Origin of the sequence: Pedobacter alpinus (assembly GCF_042684645.1) — a bacterium.
Lineage (GTDB): Bacteria > Bacteroidota > Bacteroidia > Sphingobacteriales > Sphingobacteriaceae > Pseudopedobacter > Pseudopedobacter alpinus.
Window position 1 is genome coordinate 1 of sequence record NZ_JBHULV010000033.1, and the last position, 15,592, is coordinate 15,592.

Here is a 15,592-nt window from a genome sequence, read left to right on the forward strand (position 1 = left end):
ATTATGTTTGTACTTGGGCGGAAATTAGTGCAAAAAAGCGGGCACAAGTTAAACTTGCAAAACGTTGTGCGTCATACTAAAAAACACCCTTCCGATGAAAGTGAAATTAGATAGTCAAAACATTTTTATTCTTTGCTGCACATTTTTGATTACTGTAGCAATCTCTTGTAATAATCAAAGTCAATCAAATAAGGAAAATAAGACAGTACAGGCTAAAAATAACATTCAATCCGTTGAAAGTGGAACTGATGCAATAAGGTTGAAATACACGACAGGAGTTCGTTCAATTTTAGAAGATAGTAAGGGAAATATTTGGTTTGGTAGTTACAACGAAGGAGTGGGTTTACTTCACAATGGAGAACTCCGATATTTCACAACAGAAAACGGGTTAAGTAACAATCAAGTAAGGAGCATTTATGAAGATAAAAATGGCATAATTTGGTTTGAATGTGGAATTGGGTTAAGTAAATATGATGGTAAAGAAATGACCATTTCCAAAGACCGAGATTATAAGGCAAAAAACGAGTGGAAATTTAATGACAGTGACCTTTGGTTTAAAGGTGATGAAACGGTTGGCATCAACAAACTTGAAGGAAATCCGGGTGTGTATCAATATGACGGAAAAAATCTTTATTACCGCACCTTCCCAATTAAACCAAAATTAGGAGAGGAAGGCGGCTATTCAATTTCAACACCTTTTGTAAAAAGTAAAAATGGAATTGTTTGGTTTGGAACTTATGGTGCCTTAATTGGGTATAATGGCTCCAATTTTAAAATAATGGACAATGAATATCTTGGGCTAAACGAACAAACTGGTTTTTTACATATCCGCAGTATAATGGAAGATAGCAAAGGGAATCTTTGGATTGGTAATAATGGAATTGGTGTTTTGAAATATGATGGGGAAAAAGTAATCAATTTCACAGACCAACAAAAACTGAAAAAGGATGACACCAAAGGCAATTCTCTTGAGCAGGTTTTCTCCATTGGAGAGGATGCTTCAGGGAATATTTGGTTTGGGACTGTATATTCTTCTGGTGTCTGGAGATATGATGGCAATTCCGTGAAAAATTTTACTAAAAAGGATGGACTCCCGTGTGAACAAATTTGGACTATACATAAAAGCAAACAAGGAGAATTGTGGTTTGGAGGAAAAGAACCAAGTGGTGTATATCGATTCAATGGCAATTCTTTTGAAAGAAGATTTTAAAAGTACGAACGCACAACAGCACCTATAAGAAATTGGCGGTTCAGTGGTTAAATGAAGTTCAGTTTTTCAATCAAACTTTAGTGCAGATTGAAAGTTCAGTGCTTCGAAATCGCCAACTTCTTATAGCTGCCAAACGTTATGCCTCATTCTAAAAAGACGACAGTGCTACAAACAAACGACAGGAAAATGAAAGAAAAGCCATCGCTTCGGCAAAATCAAAAGAGCTGCAACCCAACGCACAAAGCCAACGCTTTGCAGCACATTTGCTTTTGCCCCAACCGCACTTCGACAACATTCATAATTCACTAATATGTTAGAAGTTAGAAAAAACACATACTCAAAGAATTATGAAAACACATTTTTCAGAGAGTTTGCAAGACACTTACATAAATCTTTTGCTGACAATGGACGTTCTGGACTTCTAATTGGAAGCCCATTTTGTGAAGTTGACGAAAGACTTCAAATTGACGCTTTACTTATTACCGACCAAGTAGTTTGTATTATTGACTTCAAAAATTTTAGTGGCAAAATAAATCTCCCCAACGAAAGAAATTTTGAAATGGGTATTTGGACAAATGCAACAGGCGACCAAATCAAAGGCGGTAGTTCCATAAATCCGTTCATTCAATTAAAAAATCAGAAAAGACGATTTTCAGAAGTTTACAACAAGCACATTCAAAAAGACCTGAAAACAGGCGACATATTTAATCCAAACCATACAGTAAGAATAATTTGTTTTCAAGAAGAAACCGAATTGAACGGACGAATTCCATCAAACGAAGCACTCAACTTTTTCATTCTCGACAAAATAACCTTCCTTGAAGGCTTATTGGATATTATTGATGTTTCCGACAAGGATGTAAACATTTCGCCAAATTCTTATGATGCCTTTAAAAAAGTATTTCGTGCCGACAAGTTTAAGTTTGACGACAAACCACTTGAAGATAAATTAAAGGTGTTTGCCGATAAATCGGTAACACTTGATTTTAAAAAGTTGTATGCTGACCAACATTCAGCGTTAAGTGAAATCAAAGCATTTTTAGAAAATCCCGAACAACAAATTTTCGTTTTACAAGGAACTGCAAATAGTGGCAAATCATTTCTCATTCCTTTCATTCAAGAAGTTGCCTACAATCTGGGAATACAGGAAACTGAAATTTTCGCTTCGTCAAGTCGAGTAGCAAATAACTTACTTACAATTGGTGGATTAGAAAGAGTGAATAGTATTTACTCCTACATATATGGCGGACAAAAAAACAATAAGCAAGAAGACGAGCAAACTAAAGAAAAAGAGAACACCGAAGAAATAGACGAAACGAATGATTCAGAAGAATTACAAGTTGAAGAAATTCCTTTAAAAAACTGTGATAACGCAGAAAATGCTTTATTCATCGTTGATGAATCGCAACTTGTTTCAGATTCATTTAATCAATCCATTGATTTAATTTTTGGCACTGGTTATTTGCTGAAAGATTTTTTGAGCTTCACAAATTCAACAAATACAAAAAGAAAAATAATTTTCATTGGCGACCCGTTTCAACTTCAACTAGGAAAAACTGATGAATCGCCTTTAAATCCTTTGTATTTAGAAGAAGCGTATAAGTTAAAAACCAACGCTTATCAACTATTAGACAAACCCGACTTTTCTGTTATCAATAAGGAAGCATTGTTTTGCGTTGATAAAATTCGCACTAAATATATCAATTCACTTCAATTTATTGCAGACGACAGTTTTTGCTTTTTACAAAAAGAAGATGTTACAAAGGCGGTTTCTGATATTATCCACGATAAAACTGAGTGTCATATTCTATGTTTCAGCAACGAAGAATCACAAAAAGTAAATTATTGGATTAAACAATCAATAATCAAAAACGGACAAGATATTGCCATAAATGATTTGGTTCTATTCAATAACAACATTTCTATTGAAGATATAAACGACCCTTTTGCTGAACCAAAAAAGGTTTACAACGGTCAGTTCGCAACAATAACAGGAGTCAATAATACTCCAATAGAAAAGACAATAAAAACCAAAAAGAACCAAGAATCAACAGTTCTAACTTTTAGAGAAATATCTTTAACTCTCAATGAAACTGGACAAAAAGCAATTGTTTTAAGTCTGGAAAACTATAGGATAAATGCAAAAGCTGAATTATCAAAAAATGAAATTGTAGCTTTCAAGATTCTCTTGAACTCATACATCGCTGAATATTTAAAGTCGCATCCATTTGAAAATACAACCGAATATTCGGAAATTCTAAAATCAGAAAAATATGTTTTGCTGGAAACTGAAATTAAAGATTTAAAGCAAAAACTTGAAAGTGGAGAAAAGGTCAAAACTAAATTAGATGAAAAAATAAGAGAACAGAAAAGGTTGTTTAAATCCGTAAGCAAAAAGCATCGTTCAAATATTGAATCAATATTAAGAAAAGACCCATCAACCGAGTATTATAAATTTAAAAACTCTGCCTTTTTGCGTTTTGGGTGGGCAATGACAGTTCATAAATCAATGTCTTATAAATGGCAAGAAGTAATTTTCAATGTTGAAAAAGCAGGAACAACAAACGAAAATCATTTTCGCTGGCTTTATACTGGAATTAGTAGAGCAAGGAAAAAGGTGTCCTTAATCAACTATAAGCCAATAAGCCCATTTGATAAAACTGAATTTGTTGATAGTAATACTGCTATTGCAACGAACGAGTTTTTCTACATTGCCGAAAGCCAAGAAACGGAAAACCGCTTAACAGAATTTAAAGATTTTGTTTTAAGCAAATTAATTGACACAGAAATAGAAAGAGTTGAAAACCTAAACTGGCAAGAACGTTACCATTTAAAAAGCAATACAAAAACAACTATAATTTCATTCAGTTACAATGGTCAAGGAAAATTCAGATTTCCAACTTTGGCAGGTGGCGATAATGCTTTTGGGAGTGAAATTATTGAGCATCTAAAATCAAAAAGTATTTCCTTTGATTTTGGCATTGTCAAAGACCTTTGGCGAAAGAACCAGTATGAAATTCTTTCAAACGTTCTGAAACAGGACAATTTATTTTTTACTCAAATCATTCAAACCAATTTCAAGGATAGAATCAAATTGTTTAGCAAAGAAAATGAAGAAATTGACTTAGAAGTTGATTATAATGGAGATGGTGCTTTTAGCAAAATCACAGCAAAGTATTATTCAAATCAAGCAATATGGAATACTTTCATAAATGCTATTAACCAAATCAAAGCGTAAATTATGGCTTCATTATACGACTTTAGTCAAGCTATATCTAAACTCAACAAAGAGAAAAAATTTGCTGAGACATTAAAGTATTTCAAAGATGGCAAAAATGAATTTACACCTGAACAAATCGGATTAAACAAATACATCGTTTATGAGATGATTTCAGCTTTAATTGAAACAAATCATTATGATGTTATTTTCAATTTCATTGAGCAACATAAATTGGTTTTAGAGCCAAAGAACTTTTCATATTTGCTCAAAAAATTCAAAGACAAACCCTCTGTAAATTGGACAGTCGTAAATAAGTTTTGTGATTTAGTTTCTGTAGATTCACTAGACACCGAATGCAGAACCATAGAAGTTGAACGAAAAGGAGAAAAGAAGCCAATGGAACTTGCATCAAGCAAAGAAGATTGGTTTGCTTTTAAAACAAAAGCACTATTTGAAACGCAACATTATCAAGAATGCTTCGATTTGTCAAAAGTTGCTCTTGAATCATTTGAAAAATTCCACTATTCAAATGATGTTTGGTTTGCTAGAAGAATAGCACTATCAAAAAAACATCTTGGCAATTCTGCTGACGCACTAAATGAATTGCTTTTAATTCTTAGACGTAAAAAGGAATGGTTTATTCAAAACGAAGTTGCTCAAATCTATAAGGAAAACGGAGATAATGAAAAGGCTTTCAAGTTTGCAATAAGTGCAATCAACAATTTTGGCGACCTTGAATATAAAGTTGGTTTACTTGTATTAATCGCTGAACTTTTGGCTTTAAAAGATGAAAAGGAATTATCCTTTAAACATTATTCGTTATCAAAACTATTGAGACTACAAGAAGAATGGAACGTTCCAAATTCTGTTTCTTCGGCATTAAGTCAATTTACTTTTGAGCAAATCACAATTGAAAAATTACCCGATTTAAAAAGAGAACTAAAAAAATACTGGAGCAGTTTTAATCCACAACAAACAGCACCAAAACAAAATACAACCCAAAGACAAACGGGAAAAATTGACAGAATATTACATAATGACGAAAAGGGTGCAGACGGTTTCATCAAGTTTGACGGCAACAAATCAATTTACTTTCGAGTAAATGCGACAGAAGAAATTATTAAAAAAATAGCGGTAGGATTAGAAGTGGAATTTAAAGTATTACCAGCGACAGAAGACAAAAAAGAAAAAGCAGTTCAACTAAAGACAAAATAAAAGCCAACGCATTTGGTAGCACATTTGCAGTTTTTCCTAACGCACAAAGCCAAACAAAAAACTGCAAAAGAGCTACCAAGCCAACGCACAACGACACGACAATGGACAGACAAATAACGACCGAGAAAAAAGAACGAAGGCATAACACGGGTTTGGCAAAAGTGGCGGTTCAGTGCTCCGTAGACACATTTGTGGTTACTCAAAGTTTGGTTCTCCGCATCAACATTTGTGGTGAAAATCGCCACCTTCGCCAAGCCCGAAACCGTTAGCACTCACCCTAAAAGACCGACACGACCGACAACAAACAAACAGAAAAATGCCAACGCTTCGCAAAATTAAAAGAGCTGTTTTCCCTTCCACAAGCCGACCCAAAACAACACATTTAATTTTGCCCGACACACCCAAGCCCACCCACCACCCAAACTTTGTTGAAAACTTCTTTGGACTTTTTTTGTCCATTAATTTTTTATCATTATTTTTGGACATTATTTGACCAATATGGCAACGATAAAGAAAACAAAATCATTTGGAGAACATCTTAGACATCTAAGAGAGGAAGCGGGCTTGACTTTGAAATTTGTTTCAGAGCAAATTAGTATTGACACTTCACTTCTAGCTAAGATTGAACGCAACGAAAGACAGCCGACAAAGCAAATTATTAAGCAAGTTGCTGACTTTTTTAAAGTTGACGAAAAAGAATTGCAGAATGATTTTTTAAGTGATCAAATCGCTTACAAAATTCTTGACGAGGAAGCAGATTTAAGTATCTTAAAAGTTGCTGAGGAAAAAGTGAAATATCTAAAAACTGTTCACAATGGAAAATGAAATTAAAGTCGTAGAATTATTTGCAGGTGTTGGAGGCTTTCGACTTGGACTTGAAGGATGGAATGGAAAATCTGCATCATCAGCTTACAAAAAAGGGATAAAATCACCTTACAAAATAGTTTGGAGCAACCAATGGGAACCATCTACCAAAATGCAACACGCTTCATTGGTATATGAAAATCGTTTTGGTAAAAATGGTCATTCAAACGAAGACATTTCGCAAGTTGATGTTTCGGTAATTCCCGACCACGATTTATTAGTAGGCGGTTTTCCTTGCCAAGATTATTCGGTTGCCACAACGCTAAAAAATTCAAAAGGACTTATCGGAAAGAAAGGTGTTTTGTGGTGGAGCATCCACAAGATAATTTCTGAAAGACAGAGCAAACCAAAATATTTATTTCTTGAAAATGTTGATAGACTTCTAATTTCACCATCGGGACAAAGAGGACGTGACTTTGCAATTATCTTACAAAGTTTAAATGAACTTGATTATGCTGTTGAGTGGAGAGTTGTAAATGCAGCAGATTTTGGTATGCCCCAAAGACGAAGAAGAATTTTTATTTTGGCATATCTCAAAGGAACTAACATTTATGAAAGCATAAAAGACGTTACACCAACAGAATGGATTTTGGAAGAAGGAACTTTAGCAGAAGCATTTCCCGTAACGTCAGAAAATACATTATTTCCAACAGAATTTAAACTCAAAGGAGATATTGTTTCAATTTCTGAAAATTTCAACAAAGGCGGAACGACAGGACTTTTTGAAAATACAGGAGTAATGATTAATGGTTTAGTTACAACCATAAAAACACAACCCAACTATGAGGGGGACTTCACAATATTGAGAGACCTAATTCAAAATGGAGAGGTTACATCAGAATTTTATATTGACAAAAATGACCTTGACAAATGGGCGTATTTAAAAGGACCGAAAAAAGAAATGCGGACAAACGCACAAGGTTTTGAATACAATTACAGTGAAGGTGGAATGATTTTCCCCGACCCTTTAGACAAACCTTCAAGAACAATTATAACCGGTGAGGGAGGGAAATCTCCATCAAGATTTAAACACGTTATTCAAACTCCAAAAGGTTACAGAAGACTTTCACCAGTTGAACTTGAACGATTAAATATGTTTCCAGACGACCATACAAAACTTGACGGAGTTTCAGACACAAAAAGAGCTTTTTTTATGGGTAACGCATTAGTTGTTGGAGTAATAGAAAAAATTGGAATTGCTTTAAATCAGAAAATCACGAATGAAGTTGCCTTACAATCCGAAAGATAAAAAATCAGTAATTGATTACACTAAGTTGCTTAAAGGGAAAACTTTAAGACAGATTTGCGACCCACGTATTTTAGAACACAACTACACAGGTAAAGGAAACTTCGGACAAATACTTGAGAAGTTTTATTTTGGTTATGATCCAAATTCCAAATCAGAAGCTGATTTTTCTGAAATCGGAATGGAACTCAAAACCTCTCCTTTAAAACAGTTGAGAAATAATGAGTATCGTTCAAAAGAACGATTAGTGTTAAACATTATCAATTATATTGAAGTTATAAACCAACAATTTGAGGAGAGTGATTTTTGGAAAAAGAATGCAAACATTCTTTTGATTTTCTATTTACATCAAGCAGGTTACGATATTCTTGATTATTTAATAAAGCTTGTAGATGAATGGAATTTTCCAAGCACCGATTTAGAAATCATAAAAAAGGATTGGGAGTTAATCAAACAAAAAATTGCTGACGGAAAAGCACACGAACTTTCAGAAGGAGATACATTTTATTTAGGTGCTTGCACAAAAGGTGCAAATGCCAACTCAACAAGAAAGCAACCATTTAACGACATTCCTGCAAAACAAAGAGCATACTCACTTAAACAAGGTTATGTTAATCACATTATTGCTTCAATTGCCAATGAAGCAACAGGAATTTATGGTAAACTTATTCCATCAGTTGCAGTTGCAAAAAAGCTGACAATTGAGGAAATCGTAGTTTCCAAATTCAAATCATATTACGGAAAGACAGTTGAGGAAATATTGACTATCACAGGAGTTCAAATAAACACCACGGCAAAAAGTTTCTATGCTAACCTTACAAAAGCAATCTTAGGAATTGAATTAGACAAGGAAATCGAGGAATTTGAAAAGGCTGAAATAAAAGTAAAAACAGTAAGACTGAAAGAAAACAATTTACCGAAAGAGGATATTTCATTTCCAAATTTCAAATATGAAGAAATAGTGAATGAAGAATGGGACGACTCTAATTTTAAAGACATTTTAGAGCATAAATTTTTGTTTGTGTTTTTCCAATTTGAAAACGAGCAATTAGTTTTGAGAAAAGTTAAGTTTTGGAATATGCCTTATGCTGACATTCTTGAAGCGGAAAAAGTTTGGGTAAAAACTAAAGAGATAGTTTCAAAAGGTAAAATCGTTAAAGAAGTAATCGGGTCGACACGTTACACAAACTTTCCAAACAAATCTTTCAATTCAGTATCACACGTTAGACCACACGCAACAAACGCAGCAGACACTTATCCTTTGCCGACCAGAGACAAATTGACGAAAGCAAAAGAATATACGAAACACTGTTTTTGGCTTAACAACACTTATGTAAGAGATGAAATTTATTTAAAATAGCCAACGCATTTGGTGGCACATTTGCAGTTTTTCCAACCGCACAAAGCCAGGCAAAAAACAGCAAAAGAGCCACCAAGCCAACGCACCAAGACAGACACGAAATGACAACGAACAACCACGACAGAAAAGAAGGGCGAAGTGCTAACACGGGTTTGGCAAAAGTGGCGGTTCAGTGCTCCGCAGACACATTTGTGGTTAATCAAAGTTTGGTTCTCCGCATCAACATTTGTGGTGAAAATCGCCACCTTCGCCAAGCCCGAAACCGTTATGGGTAAATGTTCCCCGAACGAAACGCATCAGTTAATGAAAATTTTCTCAATGCAAACGATCAAATTGGAATTGACAAAAAAACATTTAAAAAATTAACAAAATCGACCAAAAAAAAATAATACCGAACAAAAAGCGCCAGAAAAGTTAATGTTTCTAAAAATAATTTTCAGAGCGAAAGAAACTCTTGACCGACTTTTTTTTATTTACTCCACTAAAATTTACATTTGGTTATATTTCACTATAAAACTTTTATAATGCCAAGTATTTACAGATTGCGACCTGCGACCGATAGACTAATAGATGAATTAAAAGAGCCATATCTATGGTTTTCTCGACCTGCCGAATATAAAGATAGTGAAGATGCAAACCTTGCTTCATTCATAAATAATAATGAAAATATACGAGAATCTTTTACTCGTTTGTTCGGGAACAATGATGAACTTATTAACCAATCAAATTTAATTGGGATATGTTGCTTTACAACAGTTTTGCCCCAGGTAAATATTTGGAAAAAATTCCCACAAGGACACAATGGATTATTCATTGCTTATGACAAAGATATTATTAAAACTTATTTTCAGTCTAAGTTTGGGTTAGGCGATTGTTTTAAAAAGATAGAGTATTTAACCGACCCAACCTTATTTAAAAAGTATAGTAGTCATGATATTTTATGGGAGGCAACAGAAGATGGAAATTTATACAAATCCCTAAAAGAAATAGAACACGACGATAAACTAAGAGATGAATTGTTTTTGAAAATATTTACTAGGCTAAACAAAAACTACTCCTTTCAAAATGAACTTAGAATAATTCTTGGAGGTTCTAATATCCCTAATAAATCGGACTACATAAAAGGATATAAAATATCTATACCTCAGGAATCTATTTTGGGTATTTACACCCAACCGGACACTCCACGTTCTATAATCGAGAAAATTGAGAAATTAAACATAGAAATTCATACCCTGAATAAAAACAACTAAAAAATGAAAAAAATTATACTAGCATTATTACTAATAAATATGGCCTGTTCTTGTTTTGCGCAAAAAACAAGTTTGGATTATTTAAAGACAAAACTTAAGGAATCAATACAAAATGAAATTGTTAAATATGATTATTTTGGACCAGTATTACGTAGTTATCCTAACAGTAAATTTAAAAGTATTTCTATACTCGATGTTACATCAAAGGAAGACAAACTAAACGTTGTAGGGGAATTCTCCTGCCTGTACGGATTTGACAAAAACACTGACTACATTATTAAATCCATTAAATTTCAAGCAACAGTAAAGCAAATTTTGGATGATTTTTCCGTGATAGAAGTCATGTATCAAAATAATAGCGACAAACAGTGGTATCAATTATTTCCTGCAAGTGATTTTAATTAAACCACTCATTTTATAGATAAATTCAAGAGATAAAGCAAATTATTTTTGACTGCCAGAAATGAATATGGGTGGGGTGTTTGAATATAATCTGGAAAATTACACATCTACCCATAACCACAAATTTGTATTATAATGGCTGAACTGCTTTATGTTATTTCATCGCAATTAACTAAGTTTATACGGGCAGACAAGTTTTTGCTTTCTATGCCATTATAACACAAATTCGCCAATCGTTGTGCGACACTCTAAAACCGACTCACGTTTAATCTTCCTTAGCTCAACCGATTATTTCCTGTATTCATTGTTTTGCTCTTGAGAAAGAAATAACTACAAAATACTTTTGCTTCATCAAACTTTAAAATTTAAAAAGATGAACAAAGAACTAGTATTTTTAAGAACTTTTGCAATTGCTACTGTTGTAGGAATTACATTTATTACATCGACTGCATTTAAAAAAACAGGCAACCAAAAATTTAGTGAAATAGATGTCGAGAGAATCAACATCGTAGAAAAAGACGGAACAGTAAAAATGATCATTACAAATGTAGAACGCTTCCCTAATGGAACTGACATAATAAATCTCAGACCGACCAATGAGGGAAGAAAAAAACGTTCAGGAATGTTATTTTTTAATGAAGATGGTATTGAATGTGGTGGATTTATCTATGATGGGCAGAAAACTGAAAATGGACATTCTTCTGGACTTTCATTAACATACGACCAATATGATGGAGATCAAGTGATGCAACTGCTTACTCAGGATGCAGGGCAAGGCGATAATAGATTTGTGAGCAGTACGTTAGCTTTTAACGACCGGCCAAGTAAAGAATCGCAATTAAAAACTGCAGAAATTATGAAGGAACTGGAGGAACTTCGTAAAAAGGATCCTAAAGCAATGCAGGAAAAATACAAACAATATGAGCAACAGGGTTTGATAGGTGGAGTACCACGTGTGATGCTCGGAAAATCAAAAAGCCAAAACAACGGTCTTTTTCTCTTTGATGATAAAGGAATGCCAAGAGCAATGTTTTATGTGGACAAAGAAAACAATGCAAAGCTCGATTTCTTTGATGAGAAAGGAAACACAATTGCTTCTTTCCCTCAAAAGACAAATTAGGCAAATTAATATTAAGACTAAAATAGCTCTATCATACTATAGGGCTATTTTTTTATAAATTGCAACATCAAAAATTAGATGAAAAATTTCACTCAAAAAATATATCAAAACCGTTATTTTCTACTGTTCATTTTGCTATTTGCCTATGTACAGTCTATCTACATACGCATCATAGTAAGGCAACAAATAAATGCTTATACATTTACACCCGACGCAGCCTTAGTTTCACTGATAGGCTCAGGAGTTTTGTTTTTAATTATGCTTTTCTTTATCAAAAAATGGAACAAATCTGAAACACTCAGCCTCAAAGTTTTATTCAAAATTTCTGGAGCTTCACTTTTTGTTTATTTACTCGCTACTAACACTTTTGGACTGCTAATTGCTTTTCTGTTTGACAACATTGAGAAAAATTTTAATCAACAGACATTTATACTCTCGCTATTCTCAAACTTTTTGGATGGTTTGGTTTATGGCGTTTTTTTTCTTGCTTATTATTACTATCTGATCAATAAAAAACAGCAAAAAAAAATATCAATGTACAACAAAGCGATAACAGAAAGTAAAATCAATCAATTGAAAACACAACTCAATCCGCATTTTCTGTTCAACAACCTGAATGTACTAGATCAGCTCATCGAAGAAGATAAAGACAAAGCATCTGACTTCCTAAATGAATTTGCAGAAATTTATCGTTATGTTTTGCAGTCAACCGATAAAGAATTAGTCCGCATTGAAGACGAAATTGATTTTGTCCAGCAATACTTTAAGCTCATTCAGCATAAATACAATGACGCTTATCAACTGCAAATCGAGTGCAAAAGCATCATAAAAGATTTTATGGTACCTTTGACCTTACAATTGCTCGTTGAAAATGCTGTTCAACATAATCTTGGAACAAAAGGGAATCCGGTTTGTATCCAAATAAAAATCGATGAAAACATCGCTGTTTCCAACAATACAAATCTGAAGCGAAACAGTAAAACTGTATCAGGAAGAGGATTAAAGAACCTGAAAGAACAGTACAGTTTACTTTCTGAAAAACCAATACAAATTCATCAAACGAAAAATTATTTTTCGGTTGAAGTTCCCATCATCCATAATCAAAACGTATGACAAAAATACTTATCATAGAAGACGAAATTCCGGCAAGGAAAAAACTGAAACGTTTTATTGAAGAATTGGATTCACAAACTGAAATCATAGCGAAATTAGAAACGGTACAATCCGCTGTTGAATTTTTGAAACAGCATCAACCCGACCTTATTTTTTCAGATATTGAATTGCTGGACGGTAATGCTTTTGAAGTTTATAGTCAGATTTCCGTTAACTGTCCTATTATTTTTACGACGGCTTATGACCAATACTGGATGGATGCTTTTGAAGGAAACGGCATTGATTATCTGCTAAAGCCCTTTTCTAAAGAACGTTTTCAGAAAGCTTGGAATAAATTTCTGTGGTACAAAAACACGTCTTCAGATGCAAATCATCAAATTCAGGCACTTACAAAACTCATCAAACAAAATTTTCAGAAAAATGAATATAAAGAGCGTTTTACCATTCACAAAAATAAAAGTATTTATTTCTTAGAAACGAAAGACGTTCTTCTCTTTGAAGCGAATGAAGGGGTGATTTTTGCATATGATGAAAAGGGCAATAAGCATTTACTTTCCGAAACGATTTTGACAGCAATAGAAAAACAACTCAATCCAGCCGATTTTTTTAGAATAAATCGTGGTGAACTTATCCAGAAAAAATATATTGAAAAAATAGAACGATACAATAAAAATTCTCTTTCAATAAAACTAAAAGGATATAACAATTATGTAAAAACAAGCCAAAGCCAAACGACATTATTTAGAGAATGGATGGAAAAATAAGAGCGATCGCACAACAAGCAATTTGGCAAAAGAGCGGGTTTATTGCAAGATTGAACTTTTATACATTTAATCCGCAAAAACCATTTTTCTTTTGCTGACTTTTGTCTTTTAGCAAAAGAAAAAATGGTTTTGCTCAGGTTGGTGCAAAGTTGTAAGTTCCTTCTTTCTAATCCGCTCCTTCGCCAAGCTGCGGGACGTTAGCAGCCATATTAAAAAATGACACATTAACAGAATCTAAATTATGAGAATACATTTGACAACTTTCTTCTTCCTATTAGTATTTACTTGTTTTGGACAAGATAATCATAATGCCGACTCATTACGTAAAGCGTATAATACGGATATGGGAATTCTTAGCGGTGCGTTTGCTGAAGCCTATTATCCAAACAGACCCGAAATCTATTCTTTGAATGAACCCTTGTTCCTAAAAAAGATTGATTCCCTGCAACAACCTTTCATGAAAATGGTAAATAAATATGCCACGTCTTTTCAAACAGTTGACAAAAATTTCATCCTTAATGAACAAAGAGATATTTCGTATTTTTTTGACAGGATAATATTGGACTACCCATATTTTCATGAAAATCATACGGGTAAAAAGGTAAGATTATCAAAATCTACCCAATCAAAACTAAATCGTCACTTAAAGGATTTTAATAATCCTAATATTCTAGCAAGTAAAGATTTTCAAGGATACGTGGAAGCATTTTTAAGACATAAATCTACAGTTGAAGTTAAGAAAGAGATATATAAAAAATCAGATAATAAAAGACTTCAATCTTATCTTAACATCATCCCGGAGTATTTTTCTAATCAAGAGTGTAAAGATTTTTGGCAGTACCATTATATCTATGCTCATATGGAGGACTGGGGTACCAAAAATTTGAATGACATAGTTGCTAAATTCCTTTCCACTTGCAAAAACGAAGATTACAAGAAAACAATAGACTCGATTTATACAGAAAGTTCGAATACGAGAAAAGACCATCTTATAAAAACCTATAAAACAGTTGACGGGTACGACCTTGACATCCATATTTTTCTTCCTGACACCATTGATAAAAATAAGAAAAGCCCAGTAATGGTCTATTTCAGTGGTGGTAGCTGGACAAAGGGAAATCCCGAATGGGCTTTTTATGGTTGCGAAAGCTATGCAAAAAAAGGTTGGGTTGGCATATCCGTAGAATATAGACTTGCAGACCGTCACGAAACAACACCGTTTGAAGCAGTAAAGGATGCCAGAAGTGCTATCCGTTGGTTACGAATGAACGCAGACGCTTACAATATCGATACAACCCGAATTGTTGTCACAGGAAATTCAGCAGGCGGACATTTGGTTTTAACAACTGCCTTGGCAAACGAATGGAATGAAGAGAGCGATAATTTGAATTACAGTGCTACACCAAATCTTTTATTGGTTAATGCTGGGGTTTACAGTTTGTATTCTGAAAGTAGTACGGATTGGATAACCAGAGACCTTCCGGACAAATCTTTGGCAAAGAAAATATCACCTATTCATCTTTTAAGAACGGGGCTTCCCCCTATGCTTATCATTCATGGGACTAATGACCAAAGCGTTGACTATGCATCAGCACAAACTTTTGCAGCTGAAATGGAAAAACTGGGTAATGATTTTGAGTTTCACACATTAGAAGGAGCACCGCATCATATTTGGTTTGATAGACGATTTTCTGGGAAAGTATCCGAATTAAGGAAAGCATTTTTAAAAAAATATGGATACGAGTGACGAAATACAGCTGCTAACAGCTAAGGTTTCGTTGGGCTCGGAGAGCCAACAATGAAACCGTGGTTGAACGGAACCGGA

General features: G+C 33.8%; 12 protein-coding genes. All 12 read left to right on the plus strand.

Going from position 1 to position 15,592, the window contains the following annotated elements; all coding sequences use genetic code 11:
- Nucleotides 1–94 precede the first annotated feature (94 nt).
- The 12 genes from ACFSSE_RS10550 (at nucleotide 95) to ACFSSE_RS10605 (ending at nucleotide 15,514) form a co-directional block, all read left to right on the plus strand.
- Nucleotides 95–1,210 (plus strand): ligand-binding sensor domain-containing protein, encoded by a 1,116-nt coding sequence (locus ACFSSE_RS10550; protein ID WP_379044410.1) that lies wholly within the window; start codon nucleotides 95–97, stop codon nucleotides 1,208–1,210.
- A 310-nt stretch (nucleotides 1,211–1,520) separates the two neighbouring features.
- Entirely contained in the window at nucleotides 1,521–4,448 is a 2,928-nt protein-coding gene (locus ACFSSE_RS10555; RefSeq protein ID WP_379044413.1) for an ATP-binding domain-containing protein, read from the plus strand.
- 3 nt (nucleotides 4,449–4,451) lie between these two features.
- Entirely contained in the window at nucleotides 4,452–5,645 is a 1,194-nt protein-coding gene (locus ACFSSE_RS10560; protein ID WP_379044416.1) for a hypothetical protein, read from the plus strand.
- Nucleotides 5,646–6,143: 498 nt separating this feature from the next.
- A complete protein-coding gene (locus ACFSSE_RS10565; protein ID WP_094411997.1) occupies nucleotides 6,144–6,470 on the plus strand; it encodes a helix-turn-helix domain-containing protein in 327 nt (108 codons plus the stop codon).
- Nucleotides 6,460–7,758, plus strand: a complete 1,299-nt coding sequence (gene dcm / locus ACFSSE_RS10570; protein WP_379044419.1) for a DNA (cytosine-5-)-methyltransferase — start codon at nucleotides 6,460–6,462, stop codon at nucleotides 7,756–7,758. Before ACFSSE_RS10565 ends, dcm begins: the two co-directional genes overlap by 11 nt.
- On the plus strand, nucleotides 7,730–9,115 hold the full coding sequence (locus ACFSSE_RS10575) for a Sau3AI family type II restriction endonuclease (protein ID WP_379044421.1): 1,386 nt from the start codon (nucleotides 7,730–7,732) through the stop codon (nucleotides 9,113–9,115). Before dcm ends, ACFSSE_RS10575 begins: the two co-directional genes overlap by 29 nt.
- Before the next feature lie 524 nt (nucleotides 9,116–9,639).
- Nucleotides 9,640–10,368, plus strand: coding sequence for a hypothetical protein (locus ACFSSE_RS10580; RefSeq protein ID WP_379044423.1), 729 nt, complete (start codon nucleotides 9,640–9,642; stop codon nucleotides 10,366–10,368).
- 3 nt (nucleotides 10,369–10,371) lie between these two features.
- Nucleotides 10,372–10,773 carry a hypothetical protein gene (locus ACFSSE_RS10585; RefSeq protein ID WP_379044426.1) on the plus strand — a complete coding sequence of 134 codons (402 nt, stop codon included), beginning with the start codon at nucleotides 10,372–10,374 and terminating at the stop codon, nucleotides 10,771–10,773.
- Nucleotides 10,774–11,143: 370 nt separating this feature from the next.
- A complete protein-coding gene (locus tag ACFSSE_RS10590) occupies nucleotides 11,144–11,890 on the plus strand; it encodes a hypothetical protein (protein ID WP_379044429.1) in 747 nt (248 codons plus the stop codon).
- Between the two features lie 78 nt (nucleotides 11,891–11,968).
- A complete protein-coding gene (locus tag ACFSSE_RS10595; protein WP_379044432.1) occupies nucleotides 11,969–13,003 on the plus strand; it encodes a sensor histidine kinase in 1,035 nt (344 codons plus the stop codon).
- Nucleotides 13,000–13,767 carry a LytR/AlgR family response regulator transcription factor gene (locus ACFSSE_RS10600; RefSeq protein ID WP_379044435.1) on the plus strand — a complete coding sequence of 256 codons (768 nt, stop codon included), beginning with the start codon at nucleotides 13,000–13,002 and terminating at the stop codon, nucleotides 13,765–13,767. Before ACFSSE_RS10595 ends, ACFSSE_RS10600 begins: the two co-directional genes overlap by 4 nt.
- A 241-nt stretch (nucleotides 13,768–14,008) precedes the next feature.
- A complete protein-coding gene (locus ACFSSE_RS10605) occupies nucleotides 14,009–15,514 on the plus strand; it encodes an alpha/beta hydrolase (protein ID WP_379044438.1) in 1,506 nt (501 codons plus the stop codon).
- Nucleotides 15,515–15,592 lie beyond the last annotated feature (78 nt).

Bases quoted from the DNA above. Each gene is read 5' to 3' on its own strand.
- ACFSSE_RS10590 (WP_379044429.1), top strand. From the start codon at position 11,144: ATGAACAAAGAACTAGTATTTTTAAGAACTTTTGCAATTGCTACTGTT.
- ACFSSE_RS10575 (WP_379044421.1), top strand. From the start codon at position 7,730: ATGAAGTTGCCTTACAATCCGAAAGATAAAAAATCAGTAATTGATTAC.
- ACFSSE_RS10555 (WP_379044413.1), top strand. From the start codon at position 1,521: ATGTTAGAAGTTAGAAAAAACACATACTCAAAGAATTATGAAAACACA.
- ACFSSE_RS10585 (WP_379044426.1), top strand. From the start codon at position 10,372: ATGAAAAAAATTATACTAGCATTATTACTAATAAATATGGCCTGTTCT.
- ACFSSE_RS10565 (WP_094411997.1), top strand. From the start codon at position 6,144: ATGGCAACGATAAAGAAAACAAAATCATTTGGAGAACATCTTAGACAT.
- ACFSSE_RS10595 (WP_379044432.1), top strand. From the start codon at position 11,969: ATGAAAAATTTCACTCAAAAAATATATCAAAACCGTTATTTTCTACTG.
- ACFSSE_RS10550 (WP_379044410.1), top strand. From the start codon at position 95: ATGAAAGTGAAATTAGATAGTCAAAACATTTTTATTCTTTGCTGCACA.
- ACFSSE_RS10580 (WP_379044423.1), top strand. From the start codon at position 9,640: ATGCCAAGTATTTACAGATTGCGACCTGCGACCGATAGACTAATAGAT.
- ACFSSE_RS10605 (WP_379044438.1), top strand. From the start codon at position 14,009: ATGAGAATACATTTGACAACTTTCTTCTTCCTATTAGTATTTACTTGT.
- dcm (WP_379044419.1), top strand. From the start codon at position 6,460: ATGGAAAATGAAATTAAAGTCGTAGAATTATTTGCAGGTGTTGGAGGC.
- ACFSSE_RS10600 (WP_379044435.1), top strand. From the start codon at position 13,000: ATGACAAAAATACTTATCATAGAAGACGAAATTCCGGCAAGGAAAAAA.
- ACFSSE_RS10560 (WP_379044416.1), top strand. From the start codon at position 4,452: ATGGCTTCATTATACGACTTTAGTCAAGCTATATCTAAACTCAACAAA.